Annotated in this window: 15 protein-coding genes; 1 reads left to right on the top strand and 14 read right to left on the bottom strand. The window is 34.1% G+C overall.

From position 1 onward, the window contains the following. Positions 1-22 precede the first annotated feature (22 nt). From CL818_RS07950 to fbp, 14 genes are all read right to left on the bottom strand, one after another. Positions 23-418: a hypothetical protein gene (locus tag CL818_RS07950; protein ID WP_272972995.1), complete on the bottom strand. Its 396-nt coding sequence runs from the start codon at positions 416-418 to the stop codon at positions 23-25. 36 nt (positions 419-454) lie between these two features. Beyond that, the gene (locus tag CL818_RS07955) at positions 455-622 is read right to left on the bottom strand and encodes a hypothetical protein (protein ID WP_272972994.1); all 168 of its coding nucleotides are present in this window, start codon (positions 620-622) and stop codon (positions 455-457) included. Continuing rightward, positions 622-1,641: a phenylalanine--tRNA ligase subunit alpha gene (gene pheS, locus CL818_RS07960; protein ID WP_272972993.1), complete on the bottom strand. Its 1,020-nt coding sequence runs from the start codon at positions 1,639-1,641 to the stop codon at positions 622-624. Before pheS ends, CL818_RS07955 begins: the two co-directional genes overlap by 1 nt. Before the next feature lie 54 nt (positions 1,642-1,695). After that, positions 1,696-2,289, bottom strand: coding sequence for a GNAT family N-acetyltransferase (locus CL818_RS07965; protein WP_272972992.1), 594 nt, complete (start codon positions 2,287-2,289; stop codon positions 1,696-1,698). Beyond that, on the bottom strand, positions 2,289-2,987 hold the full coding sequence (locus CL818_RS07970; RefSeq protein ID WP_272972991.1) for a hypothetical protein: 699 nt from the start codon (positions 2,985-2,987) through the stop codon (positions 2,289-2,291). Before CL818_RS07970 ends, CL818_RS07965 begins: the two co-directional genes overlap by 1 nt. A 74-nt stretch (positions 2,988-3,061) precedes the next feature. Further along, positions 3,062-3,706: a ligase-associated DNA damage response endonuclease PdeM gene (pdeM, locus tag CL818_RS07975; RefSeq protein WP_272972990.1), complete on the bottom strand. Its 645-nt coding sequence runs from the start codon at positions 3,704-3,706 to the stop codon at positions 3,062-3,064. A gap of 128 nt (positions 3,707-3,834) precedes the next feature. Next, on the bottom strand, positions 3,835-6,297 hold the full coding sequence (locus CL818_RS07980) for a ligase-associated DNA damage response DEXH box helicase (RefSeq protein WP_272972989.1): 2,463 nt from the start codon (positions 6,295-6,297) through the stop codon (positions 3,835-3,837). A 13-nt stretch (positions 6,298-6,310) separates the two neighbouring features. Then, on the bottom strand, positions 6,311-7,903 hold the full coding sequence (locus tag CL818_RS07985) for an ATP-dependent DNA ligase (protein WP_272972988.1): 1,593 nt from the start codon (positions 7,901-7,903) through the stop codon (positions 6,311-6,313). Continuing rightward, entirely contained in the window at positions 7,900-8,943 is a 1,044-nt protein-coding gene (locus tag CL818_RS07990) for a ligase-associated DNA damage response exonuclease (protein WP_272972987.1), read from the bottom strand. Before CL818_RS07990 ends, CL818_RS07985 begins: the two co-directional genes overlap by 4 nt. 90 nt (positions 8,944-9,033) lie before the next feature. After that, complete coding sequence (locus CL818_RS07995) at positions 9,034-10,563, bottom strand: hybrid sensor histidine kinase/response regulator (RefSeq protein WP_272972986.1); 1,530 nt, start codon at positions 10,561-10,563, stop codon at positions 9,034-9,036. Continuing rightward, positions 10,560-11,045 (bottom strand): Rab family GTPase, encoded by a 486-nt coding sequence (locus CL818_RS08000; RefSeq protein ID WP_013186224.1) that lies wholly within the window; start codon positions 11,043-11,045, stop codon positions 10,560-10,562. Before CL818_RS08000 ends, CL818_RS07995 begins: the two co-directional genes overlap by 4 nt. Beyond that, entirely contained in the window at positions 11,038-11,844 is an 807-nt protein-coding gene (locus CL818_RS08005; protein ID WP_013186225.1) for a hypothetical protein, read from the bottom strand. Before CL818_RS08005 ends, CL818_RS08000 begins: the two co-directional genes overlap by 8 nt. A 17-nt stretch (positions 11,845-11,861) precedes the next feature. Then, a complete protein-coding gene (locus tag CL818_RS08010) occupies positions 11,862-12,215 on the bottom strand; it encodes a fructose 1,6-bisphosphatase (protein WP_013186226.1) in 354 nt (117 codons plus the stop codon). Between the two features lie 86 nt (positions 12,216-12,301). After that, positions 12,302-13,321, bottom strand: a complete 1,020-nt coding sequence (gene fbp / locus CL818_RS08015) for a class 1 fructose-bisphosphatase (RefSeq protein WP_219359865.1) — start codon at positions 13,319-13,321, stop codon at positions 12,302-12,304. 104 nt (positions 13,322-13,425) lie between these two features. Here fbp and CL818_RS08020 point away from each other — a divergent pair, with 104 nt between their 5' ends. Further along, positions 13,426-13,911: a GNAT family N-acetyltransferase gene (locus CL818_RS08020; protein WP_219359960.1), complete on the top strand. Its 486-nt coding sequence runs from the start codon at positions 13,426-13,428 to the stop codon at positions 13,909-13,911. The last annotated feature ends 7 nt before the right edge of the window (positions 13,912-13,918 follow it).

A 13,918-nucleotide genomic window follows, 5' to 3' on the forward strand; every position in this document is an offset into this window, starting at 1 on the left:
TGGCTTCCCTTTTTCGTTATAATTAGTTACCTAAAATACCCTCAAGTTTCATAACAGGAAGCGCTTTAAGGTTTTCAGGTTTAATGGTATTAACCTTAAATAGGAATGTTTTTTCAAACATTTTACTACCCTTGAAATAAGTTACTGAAAATTGATTGTTTAACGCTAGAACTTTAGATTCTAAAAACTCAATTTTTGCATAGCTCTTTGCAGGTAGTAATTTAACTTGATGACGAAACTCTGCAGTAATTTTAGTATCACTAAATCCTTTTGAAACTATTAAAGCCATTTCTACTGGCTCTTGGCCGTCATTTATGATATAAGCGTTCCAATCTTTAGTATGGTATTCAGGATGCTTTTCTAACACAGCAGCAATATAAATATCCTTAGACTCAGGTATGTTAATGTCTTTTTTCATAAAAACTAAAACAGAAATTAAAAAGGTTACAAGAAATTAGTCACTTGACTTTACTTTCCAAGCACCCCATAAAATAAAAACAAGCACAGCCATTATAGCAATTCCTATAACGCCTAGAATAAGATCTATTAATCCAGAAATAAAGGTAAGTATGCCAATAACTATTGCAGCTATTACTAATACTGTAATGACTAAGTTTTTCATTATAAAACGCTTTTAAATTGCTCAAGAAAACGGACATCGTTTTCACTTAACATTCTAATATCTGGTATTTGGTGCAGTAATAATGCTATCCTATCTATTCCCATACCAAATGCAAATCCAGAATACACTTCAGGATCTATACCACTATTCTTTAATACGTTAGGATCTACCATACCACAGCCCATAATTTCTAACCAACCTGTACCTTTAGTCATACGGTAGTCTGTTTCTGTTTCTAATCCCCAATACACGTCTACTTCTGCACTAGGTTCTGTAAATGGGAAATAACTAGGGCGTAGTCTTATTTTAGACTTCCCAAACATTTCTGTAGTAAAGTATTGTAAGGTTTGTTTTAAATCTGCAAATGACACGCCTTTATCTACATATAATCCTTCTACTTGGTGAAAAAAGCAATGAGAACGCGCAGATATAGCTTCGTTTCTATAAACTCTTCCTGGAGAAATAGTACGAATAGGTGGTTTGTTCTCTTCCATATAACGCACTTGCACACCAGATGTGTGTGTACGCAAAACAACGTCTGGATCTTTTTCTACAAAGAAAGTATCCTGCATATCTCTGGCAGGATGATGTTCTGTAAAATTTAATGCAGTAAAATTGTGCCAATCGTCTTCTATTTCTGGACCATCAGAAACATTAAAGCCAATGTTTGAAAACACTTCGATAATTCTATTCTTAACTAAAGAAATAGGATGACGTGCACCAATTTCAATAGGTTCACCTGGTCTAGATAAATCGCCGTACTTACCTTTATCATCTACAGTAGACTCTACTGCATCTTTAAGGGTGTTTACTCTTTCTTGAGCAGCGTTTTTCCAATGGTTAATGGCTTGACCAAATTCTTTTTTTTCTTCATTAGCCACATTTTTGAACTCGGAGAAGTATTGATTTAAAAGACCTTTTTTACCAAGGTATTTAATTCTAAATTCTTCAATTTCAGCTTCTGTTTTAGCTTCAAAAGCTTCAACATCTTTAATATAGGCTTTAATCTTATCTAACATATCGTGTATTCAAAAGGGATGCAAATTTAACCAATTTGGTGATTTTATGAGAGTCTATTCAGTATTTAATCTTTTTAATATCATTGGTTGTACTTCTTCAAACCATTCGTTACTTAAAATACTAAGCACAATGCTATCTCTGCGGCCATTTGGAGCTGTACAATTATTTCGTAAAACACCTTCGACAGTAGCTCCAATGTTTTTCATTGCTTTTATGCTTCGCGCATTATTATAATCTGCCCTAAATTCCACGCGTTCAAAGTGTAGCGTTTCGAAAATAAATTTTAGCAACAGATATTTGCAATGGGTATTTAAGCCTGTACCTCTGTAAGCTTTACCATACCACGTATAGCCCAAAGAACAGGTTTTATGATAACGATTTATATCATATAACCTTGTAGATCCAGCTATACTATTATCGCGTTTATCTGTAACTATAAAAGGATATGCCTTTTCTTCTTTTTTAGCTTGTAATGCCGTTTGTATGTAAGTTTCTAAAGCGACTTCTGAATTTGGTTGCTGTAATGAGTAGGTCCAAGTTTCGGGTTCATTTAAGGAATATTGCAACAAGTGCTTTGTAGCCTGTTTTGAAAGCGGACTTAGTTTTACCCTTACATCTTCTAATATTATTTCAGCATTAAAGTCCATTAGTAATTAACTTTTTGATGTCTATCTAAATAGATAAAATTAAACATAAAAAAAACTGCTGTACCACCTGCCAAATGCCATAACCAATGTGTTCCCATTGATAAAAACTCAAACCTATCTGAAATTCTAAACATAACAGCCAAAGCAAAGGTGAATGCAGACAACGCTACCCAAACTCCATGTTTAAAGTTTACCTTAAATAGATAAAGACAAATGGGCAATAGTACACTAACAGCTGTAATTATATAGCCTATAGATTCTTTATATCTTACTGGAAACGGCAAAAACCGAAGGCCAAATGAGCCACCAACAAAAAATGCAGCTAGTAATAAGCGTCGCCACCAAGATTTTGAAAATTTGAAAATAAAATAGAATACTGCAGATACTGTAAGCACTAAAATTGGCACATAATCCATTAAAAGCCAAGCTTCGTGACTTCTTAATCCATGATATAATGTGCCGCCAACATAACCTATAAATAAAATTGGAAGAACCCAATAGCCTAAAAATTTATGGGTTTGATTAGAGTTATAAATCTTAACTCCAAAATAAATAACAATTGCCAGGAAAATAATGTTGCTGAAAGTATTAAATGGCTCTACAGGAAAACTGCCAGGCAAGGTCTCTGTATAAACAGGACCAGAATCTTTAGGAAACTCTAATTGTAATAAAATACGAGATACTAATTGTTGTGCCATTCTCACAAATATAGACAAATATAAAGCTGATTATTAAGCTTTTTCGGAGCTTAAGAAAGATTTAGTAAAATAGATTACTCTTGAGTATTTACCAGGATAACTTCTTCTGGAGTAACAGCAAATACAACGTCGTCTTTATCTGGAGTCATAATATAGTTACCTGTAAACTCTCCAAAAGCTGGTAGGATAAGTTGGCATTTTCTTTGAAAAAAGGCTGGTAATTTTAAAAATTGCCTGCCTATTCCTCTTAATTTTATACCTGGATGAATGTGTCCAGAAAAATTATATAGCGCATCTCTTTCTTCTGGTATATGGGTAAGAAGAAAGCCGTCTAAAACCCACTCAGATACAAGCTTTACACCCAACTCCTCATATCTGTCTGGAGAAATAATATCATGATTACCTACCACCAAGACAATAGCTGCAGTTTGAGTACTTGTCCATTGTTCAAAAAGATTCCACTCTGTATTAAGGTTACTGTGAAAAAGGTCACCAAGAAAACAAATTACTTTAGGAGCAAAACTTTGTATAACATCTTGCAGTTTTTCAAAGTTTTTAGCAATTGCTTTTTTAGGTACTGCACTGCCGTGTTTTCTAAAATGTGAAACCTTACCTAGGTGCACGTCAGAAATTAATAGCATTTCTCTTTCATGCCAATACATAGCTCCGCTTGGGTGAAGCGTAAAATTGTGGTTTTGTATAGTAATTGGCTTATTCACCTCACAAAGTTATGGGAATGCTCTTTGCCTACAATACATTAAAAGAAAATCTTTTTGAATACGTTGAATATAATTTAATACAGCTTTTAATTCTTAAAAATTAAATTTAGATGGTGCAAAGCAGTAAATTATTTGGAAAGCGTGGCAATCATTCGCTTAATGCGGTCTGCTAATTTTTCTGAGGAAAGCTTTTCACGTAACCTGTCTGTAATTATAGGGAAACTAAATGGAGTTGGTTTGCTGCAAGGTTTCCATACTATCTGCTGTAATTTTATTCGCTCTAAGGCTTCTCTTAATCTGCCTTCTTCTAAAGAATGCTCAAAAGTTTCTCTAAAAGCCTGTTGAAAGAGTAAATTGTCTGCTTCATAATCTCTAAATACATCAAATAATAACTGCGAATTACTTTGCAAGTGCTTCATTTTTACAGATCGGTTTGGGTAGCCTGTAAAGACCATACCGCTTATTACCGCTATATCTCTAAACTTACGCCTTGCCATTTCTGTAGCGTTTAAACTGTTTTGAAGATCATCTAATAAATATTCTGATGTAAATAAGTTATTATCAATTACCTCATTAATATCTACCTCTTTATCTGAAAGTATTTCGAAACCATAATCATTAAAGGCTAATGAAAATGTGATGGGAGACAGTAAGCTTATACGATAAGCTAATAAACTTCCCATAGCCTCGTGTACAAAACGGCCTTCAAAGGGATAAAATACATTATGGTAGCCTTCTCTTGTTTTAAAAGTTTCAATTAAAAATTGATTGTCTTTAGGAATACAGCTTTCTTTACGTTGTTGTTTAAATATATGCGCCAGCGATTTAAGCTCTCTCGATTGCTTATTTGAGTTGGTAGCCGCCAAATACAATTCATTACGTAGCAACTCAGACATTTGAGCAGAAAACGTTAAGCGGCCGCCCATCCAGGCAGGCACTCTATTTGTCCTTTTATTACTGTTTTTAACGTGAACTTGCATTCCTTTAATCCTAATAAATTCAAGGTTTCTACCAGCAAACGTAAAAACATCACCTCGTGTAAGTTTAGAGGCAAAATATTCTTCTACCATACCAATATAGCCGCCAGTTTGATATTTTACAGTAAGGTTTGCATCTCCAACAATGGTCCCAATTTGCAACCTGTGTCGCATAGCAACACCTTTATTGTTTACCTTAAACAATCCATTATCTTCTACCTCAACTTTTTTATACTCATCATAGGCCTGTAAAGACTGTGCGCCCATTACTAAATAGTTGCAGAGCCATTGAAAATCTTCTTGAGTTAAACCTTGAAAGCAAAATGTTGAAGCTATTTCTGGGTAGATATCCTTTGGAAGAAAACCATTAGACACCGCCAAAGTTGTTAAATGCTGAAGTAAAACATCGTAGCTTAAAAGGTACGGTAACCTATCTTCAACCGCCTTCGTTTTTACTGCTTTTTGCAATGCAGAAGCTTCAACCAATTCCATAGCGTGCGTTGGCAAAAAATGTATTACACTCGTTTTTCCTGGTTGGTGGCCACTACGACCTGCACGTTGTAAAAATCTGGCAACACCTTTTGGTCCGCCTATTTGAATTATAGTTTCAACTGGAGCAAAATCGACACCTAAATCTAAACTCGATGTACAAACCACTGCTTTTAGGGTTTCGTTTCTTATGGCGTCTTCAACCCAAAGTCTTGTATCTTTATTTATACTACCGTGATGCATTGCCATTTCTCCAGCAAATTCAGGATATTTTTCTAATATTCTCTGAAACCAAATTTCACATTGGCTACGTGTATTTGTAAATAATAACGTAGATTTTGATGCTTTTAAGATAGGAATTACCTCATCTAATAAGTGAAGACCAAGGTGACCGCGCCAAGGAAATGTTTCCATTTTATCTGGAATAATACTCTTAACAACAATCTTTTTATTAATGTTTGCCTTTATTAATACTGAATTTTGAAACGCCGTTGTTTGTGGTCCCAAGAGTACTTCTCTAGCTTGGTCTAAATTACCTATTGTAGCAGAAATACCCCAAATTCTTAGTGTGGAAGCAACTGTTTTTAATCTTGATAAGGCTAACTCCATTTGTACGCCACGTTTTGTGCCTAGAAGCTCGTGCCATTCATCAACTACAATAGCTGAGCAATCTTTAAATACCTTATCATAACCTTTAGAGGAAAGCAATAGTTGTAAGCTTTCTGGTGTTGTAATTAGCAGGTCTGGCATTGCTCGTTTTTGTTTAGCCCGATCTTTTGGAGAGGTGTCTCCAGTACGAATACCTACTGTAAGTGGTAAGTCTAAACCATTTATAACACGCTCACTTGCTTGTTTTATTTCTTGTGATAACGATCTTAATGGCGTAATCCAAATAGCTTTTAGCCCTTTTTTATGTTTGGTTTTATACTCAGAATTGTTTTTTATGTAATTAAGCAAAATTGGAAACCAAAGCGCATAGGTTTTTCCGCTTCCAGTAGGTGCATTTAACAACCCATGTTGTCCTTTTAAAAAAGCTTGCCAAGTTTGTTTTTGAAAAGGAAAAGGCGACCATCCTTGATCTTTAAACCACTGCTCTGCTACTAATAAAAGTTCCTTTCTATTCATATTACTATTGAATTTAAGGAATTAAGCGTTTTAAATCTTCTAAAGTATTTGCCTCTTCTAAGGGTTTATCTTGTCGCCATCTTAAAATTCTCGGAAAACGGGTAGCTACTCCACTTTTATGTCTTTTGGACTCTGCAATCCCTTCAAAAGCAATTTCAAAAACATGATGAGGCTTTACACTTCTTACAGGACCAAAACGTTCAATAGTATTTTTCTTAATCCAAGTATCAACTTTTCTAAACTCAGCATCTGTAAGTCCAGAATAGGCTTTTGCAAAGGTTACAAGTTCTGTTTTATCATCATTCCATAATCCAAACGTATAGTCTGTAAACAGGTTGCTTCGTCTTCCATGACCTCTCATTGCGTAAGTTAATACGCCATCAATTGTTAATGGATCTACTTTCCACTTCCACCAATCGCCTTTTTTCCTACCAACTAAATACGGTGAATCTAGTCGTTTTAGCATCAAGCCTTCAGATTTTTTATCTCTTGACGTTTCTCGTTCTTTAGCCATTTCTTCCCAAGAGGAAAAACTCATACGCTCGCTTAGCTGTAAAGGCAATGTTTCTGTCTGAACGTTATTAACTAAAGTTTCTAAAACCTTTCTACGTTCAATAAATGGTTTAGATCTTAAGTCTTCTCCTTGCCACTCTAATAAATCATAAGCCTTTAAGATAACAGGCACTTTCTTTAAAAGCGCCTTAGATACTGTTTTTCTACCTATACGCTTTTGCATATCATTAAAAGAGCCAATTTCTCCATTAGGAAATGGGAGCAACTCACCATCTATAACAGTGCCATTAGGTATTGCCTCTGTAAACACTTGAAATTCTGGATATTTATCTGTCACCAGCTCTTCGCCTCTACTCCACACAAAAAGCTCGTCATTTCTTATAATAACTTGACTTCGTATACCATCCCATTTATGTTCTGCACTCCAATCTTTTACATTACCTAAATCTTTTGGTTCACCTTCGATAGCATAAGCTAGATAAAATGGATAGGGCTTACTTAGGTAGTCTTCTTCATTTTCTTCTAAAATTAACTCCTGAAAAGTAGTGGATTTTGGAGTCCAATCTCCCATAAGTTTATAAGCCAAGATATCTTCGTCTATTTCTGTAGCTTTAGATAATGCTCGTGTCATTAATTTTTGGCTTACACCAATCCTAAAACTACCAGTAATAAGTTTACAGAACACAAAACGTTCATAATAGTTTAAGGTCGACCAGTTTTCAACTACATATTCTTTTTTCTCTTCTTCACTTCGGGGTTTTAAGGCAACTATTTCTTCTAAGAACTGAGATAAGGGTTTCTCTGAATCTTCTTCTGCATTAGGAATTACTAATGCTATTGTTTCTGCCAAGTCTCCTACAATATGGTATGACTCCTCAAAAAGCCATAATGGAATTCCAGACAGCTCACTTGCCCATTGGCGTAACAATGTTGTGTTTACTGGCCTTGGTGGCCTTCTGTGAGACAGAATGGCAATTGTCCAGAGTTTGTCTTTTGCATTTGCTGTTTTAAAGTACTGTGTTAAAGCCTCAACTTTTTTTGTGGTTTTATTTGTACTATCAAGCGTCTTAATAAGTGATGCAAACTGTTTCACGATGCCTCTTCTTTTTGTGTTTCAAGTTCTGATAATTCACCTTCAAATTGCGTGCTTTCTGTTCTGGCGTCATAACCTTGTTCTTGTAAAAACCTTGAAAAGATATCTGTATAACCGTGCGTGCAAATAATTTTTTCTGCACCAGTTGCCTTTATACTTGAGAGCAACCCTTGCCAATCACAATGATCGCTTAACACAAATCCTTTATCTATTGCGCGTCTTCTTCTTGCTCCTCTAAACGTCATCCAACCACTTGCACTTCCTGTAACATAAGGTACCATTTTTTTAATCCAAGGACTACCGTGAGCACTTGGTGGTGCTAAAACCATTTGCCCTTTTAGATCTTCTTTTTTTGTGTCTCTTGTAATTCTTATAGTTTCTGGCATATGTACTAGTGGTCTTACTACTTCGGTCATATTTTCAATGGCTGCATGAGTAAAAATCTTACCAATACTAGGATCTAAATGCTTTAACAAACGTTGTGCTTTTCCTAAACTGTATCCAAACAACACTGAAGTTTGACCGTTGTCTTGATTGTCTTGCCACCAATTATTAATATCATTAAACACTTGTTTTTGGGGCAACCATTTAAATGCTGGAAGGCCAAAGGTACATTCTGTTATAAATGAATGGCACTTTATAGGCTCATATGGCACAGCAATACCATCATCTTCTGTTTTATAATCTCCCGTAAACACCCAAACTTCACCTTTATGCTCTACTCTAATTTGGGAGCTTCCTATAATATGACCTGCTGGAAATAAGCTAAATTTCACATTGTTTATTACAAATTGCTCGCCCCACTTTACACCATTTACATTTATGTCTTGGCCAAGCCTATGCTTAATAATTGCAACGTTACTTGTATGCGTAATATACTGTTTATGACCCCAACGTGAATGGTCTGCGTGACCATGGGAAATAATAGCCTTATCTACAGGCTTCCAAGGATCTAGATATACCTTGGCTGCTGCACAATAAATTCCTTTTGAATTAAACTGAAGTAATGGTTGTTTTGGCATTTGACTAAAATTAATCATAATGCCTAGTTTGATAAAGCTTTTAATAAATTCTTAGGTATTGTTTTGCTTTATTTTAAACTTTCAAAAAGATTTCCTAAGATAGAATCTCTATTTGTTATTTGCTTTTAAAAAGATTTTTTCGACCACCGAAATAAGTTCCTCTTGCTTAAAAGGCTTAGATATATATGCGTTCATTCCAGCTTTAAGACAAGCTTTTTTTTGATCTTGAGAGGCAAAAGCAGTAAGTGCAACTATTGGTATTTTCTTTAAATCTCTATCTTTTAATGAACGTATAGCCTTAGTGGTTTCAAAACCATCTAAGTTTGGCATTTTAAGATCCATAAGAATAATGTCATAATCTCTTACCTGAATGTATTGTAGGGCTTTTTCTCCGTCTTGAGCTACATCTACATAAAAACCACCATGATTTAAAAGGGATTTTACAACTAACAGTTGGTTAATTTCACTGTTATCGACAAGTAATAAATTGTATTTTTTATTGTCTTTAAATACAGATGTCTCTATAGATTTACCTATTGTTTTTGGAGACGTTCTTAAGTTTAATTTAAATGGTAAATACATTCTAAACTGACTGCCTTTGCCTAGCTCACTCTCTACTTGTATTTTTCCTTCTAAGGCTTCCACCAAAGTTTTTGTAATTGCCAAACCTAAGCCCGTACCCTTTTGTTTTTCTGAAGCATTTACTTGATGAAAACTTTCAAAAACACTACGTAAATGATCTTCTGGAATACCTTGCCCAGTATCTTCTACATAAAAATCTACACCTATTTTATTAGCTCTTTGAAAACTTTTCTTAACCACCAAAGAGACATTACCAACATTGGTAAACTTAATGGCATTTTCTAAAAGGTTACCTAATACTTGTTGAATTCTTAATTTATCTCCTATAGTATTACTAAGGATTTCCTCATCATACTCTACAGAAAAATTTATGCCCTTACTTTTAGCTTTTTCTTTGTAAACCTTAGCTATATCTAGTATAACTTCTTTTAAATTTATCTCTTCATTCGAAATTTTAAGCTCACCTAACTCTATCTTGGCAATATCCAACATATCATTAATTGTAGCAGTTAACTGCTCACTAGCGTTGGTAATTACATCTAATAATCCTAATTGTTCAAAATTAAGATTGGTTTTTTTTAATAATTCTGAAAAGCCAACAATAGCAGTTAAAGGTGTTCTTATTTCGTGACTTATATTAGCTAGGAATTTATTTTTAAACCTGTTTTGCTGTTCTAACTGCTGGTTTTTTAGCACCAACATTTGCTTAGCAATAATAGATTCATTTCGTTCCTGAGCTATTGTATTTAATTCCTTATAAGGTTCTGTATAGTCTATTAATGTAATTGTAAGTTGGTGTGTTTCTTTTTTAAAAGAGACATCGCATATCCTATCTTGTTGATTAATGTCTAAATGAACACAAGGAAATGAATCTATAGTATTTGGATTATCTACAATTACTGCAGCAATGCTTTCAAAAAATGGATGGCTTTCAAAAATATTATCTCCTTTTTTAAAATTGAAGATGTTATTGTTGAAATCGATAATTTTTCCTTCTAGGTCGCAAAACACTTCTTGTGTGTTTATTCTAGAATAAATACTGGTTGAATTTGTCATACGCCAAGCTCATTTGCAAGTTCATTAAAAGCTTTATCTACATTTTTTCCAGATTTAGCACTTGTAAAGTAATTTATATCAAGGTTATGTTCTTTTACATATTTTAAGACAGACTTAATGTCGGCTAAATCTGATTTATTAGCCAATACCTTAATAGGGATATTGTGTTGTTTTAAGATCTCTATCTCTTCAGCTAAATTTTCATAGGTTTCAATTCTAGTTACATCAAACACATATATTATTGCTTGTGATCCTAGCAGATATGATGCTCTAGTATCTTTTACAGAACGGGTGCCTTCTATATCCCATATTATTAAAGATAACTCATCTCCATTTTTAAGAGTTAATGTTTTCTTTTTTATCTGTACACCTAATGTAACTAAGTAGTCTTCAGAAAAAGCCTGATCTACAAAACGTCTTGTTAAGGAGGTTTTACCAACTCCAAACTGACCCAGTATGACTATTTTTTTTGCGCTACTCATCTTCAAAAAATTCTTCTAATATATTATCGCAGGTTTTATCTGCTTTGTTTTTTGATAAGGCTTCGTAAAAATCTAATAACTTATCTTCTAATACTTCTCTATACATAATCGTATAACTGCCAGAAACAACAACCGCGATATACTTTTTATGAAAATTCTGAATATGAATAGTATATAACTCATAAGAAATTGCCTCTAAGTTTTCTGCCTTTCCAGAAAAAGCATCTTCAACAAAGCTTTTTATGGCGGTAATCATACCAGAAACCATATCCTTATCTATATGCTGGTTAATGCTATAGTGACCTTCTACAATACCTGAGCCTTTTTCTATAACAAATACTTCTTCAATTTTAGGATTTGCAAGTTCACTAACAATTAAATCTTCTTCACTTATTCCTGTAATTTTAGATTTTGCCTTGCGTTTAAAGCTTGCAAAAGAAAATATAGATTTGGTCTTAGAGTTTATGCTTTCCTTTAGCAGCTCCATTTCATGAGCTACATATTTCTTAATCATCTTACCTAAAATGGGAAAGAGTGCCTCTACAACTTCATCCTTGCTATTTTTTATTTCTGCCTTAAGAGTTTTGGTGATTGTTGGCCCCAATGTTTTAGGCATTTCTTTTACAAAATGCTCAAGCTCTTCCTCTATTATGGGTTTTACATTTTTAGAAAGCCTATCATTATCATTAAGGTGATTTTCTAAATGATTTATACGCTCAGATATTCTATTTGCAAACGTTGTGTCGTCTGTAAGTAGTAGTTCTTTTAGTAGTTTGAGCTTATCGCTTTCATTCACCATGATTGGCGTTTATGATGCTATTTTTTTTGAATCTTTTCTCCCAAAGAAATTAAGAGATCTCCCAAAGTGTCTTTGTCTACTTTTTTAGCTTGTAAGTCTTCTGCTTTATCTTCAAGAGTACTTTCTAATTCAGTAATTCTAATATTTACATCTGTACTTAAAGAGTCTATGCTTTTCATTAACTCATCTCGAGTTTCATCTACATAGTTTTGCAGTGCTTCTCTTTTGGCGTCAATGTCTTTCTTTAAAGCTTCAAATTCTGAATCGTATTGCTGTATATTTTCACCAAATATGAGATTTTTTATAGCTTCTAACTTTGATGTAGAATCTATAATTCCGTTTTGATCGGTAGTTGTTTCTTTTTTTGACATAATAGTTTGGGTAAACTAAAGGATAAACTTTTGTTAACGAATATAAAGCAAATATGGAACTAAATATATAAAACGCTTAAATAACTCTATGAATTACTGCTTTTTTCCATAAATTCTTCTGCTTTTGTGACCATGTTTTTACTTCCGCAGAAAAAAGGAACTCGTTGGTGAAGTTCTGTTGGTTGTATATCCATAATTCTTTGGTAGCCATTGCTAGCCTTTCCTCCTGCTTGCTCTGCTAGAAATGCCATAGGGTTACATTCATATAACAACCTTAGTTTACCATTTGGAGCTTTTGAGGTTTCTGGATAAATGTATATACCGCCTTTTATCATATTTCTATGAATGTCTGACACAAGTGAGCCTATATACCTTGAGGTATAAGGACGCTCTCCATCTTCTGTTTCTTCCTGGCAGTATTTAATATAATCTTTTACACCTTGTGGGAACTGTATATAGTTTCCTTCGTTTATGGAGTATATATGACCATCTTCTGGAAACTTCATATTAGGGTGAGATAAGTAATAAGTTCCTATTGCAGGATTTAATGTAAATCCATTAACACCATGACCTGTTGTATAAACAATCATAGTAGAGGTACCATAAACAATATAGCCTGCCGCGACTTGTTGATTCCCTTTTTGCAAAAAATCGTCGATTGTTACTGGAGTTCCAGATTTTGTAACTCGCCTGTAAATTGAAAAAATAGTTCCTACAGATACGTTTACATCTATATTAGAACTACCGTCTAAAGGATCTATTAAAACTACATATTTGTTTTGGTGGTCTTCGTTATGCCCTTCAATAGTTATAAAATCATCATTTTCTTCAGACGCAATACCACATACAATCTCCCTATTGGTAAGGGTTTGTATAAAACGCTCATTTGCATACACATCTAACTTTTGTTGGTCTTCACCTTGTATATTTGTATCTCCTGCAGCTCCAGTTATATCTACCAAACCTGCTTTGTTTACTTCGTGGTTCACCACTTTTGCAGCTAGCCTTATAGAATTAATTAAGCGAGAGAGTTCTCCTGAGGAGTATGCAAATTCACTTTGGTTCTCGATGATAAATTCGCCTAATGTTTGAAAAGTCTTATTCATAAGATGGTCTGCTAGTGATATTTTTCACAAAAATATCTAAAAATAAAAGGTCTACAACGTTTTCGTTAAACTTAAATGATTTGTCTCTACTATATTTGCAGGCTATGAATAGCAAAAACATCACTATTGAGCTTGCCACAAAAGACGATATGCCTTTTGTTTTAGAACTCATACAGGAATTAGCCACGTTTGAAAAAGAGCCAGACGCAGTAGATATTACTGTGGATGACCTCATTAATGATGGCTTTGGTAAACAGCCTTTATTTACTTGTTTTGTAGCAAGAGTAAATAATATTATAGAAGGTATGGCACTTGTTTACTTTAGGTACTCTACCTGGAAAGGCAAAACACTTCATCTTGAAGATTTAGTAGTAAGAGCCTCAAAACGAGGAACAGGATTGGGTAACGCTCTTTTTAAACAGGTTATTAGCTATGCAAAACAAGAAGGTGTTGGCCGAGCAGAATGGGTAGTTCTGGATTGGAATACTAATGCCATTAAGTTTTATGAGCGCAGCGGAGCAACAATACTTAAAGATTGGCATTTGGTACAAATGAACAAAGAGCAACTTAATAATTATACTACAAACTAACTGACTA

Source organism: Croceibacter sp. (assembly GCF_002716225.1).
Taxonomy (GTDB): Bacteria; Bacteroidota; Bacteroidia; order Flavobacteriales; family Flavobacteriaceae; genus Croceibacter; species Croceibacter atlanticus.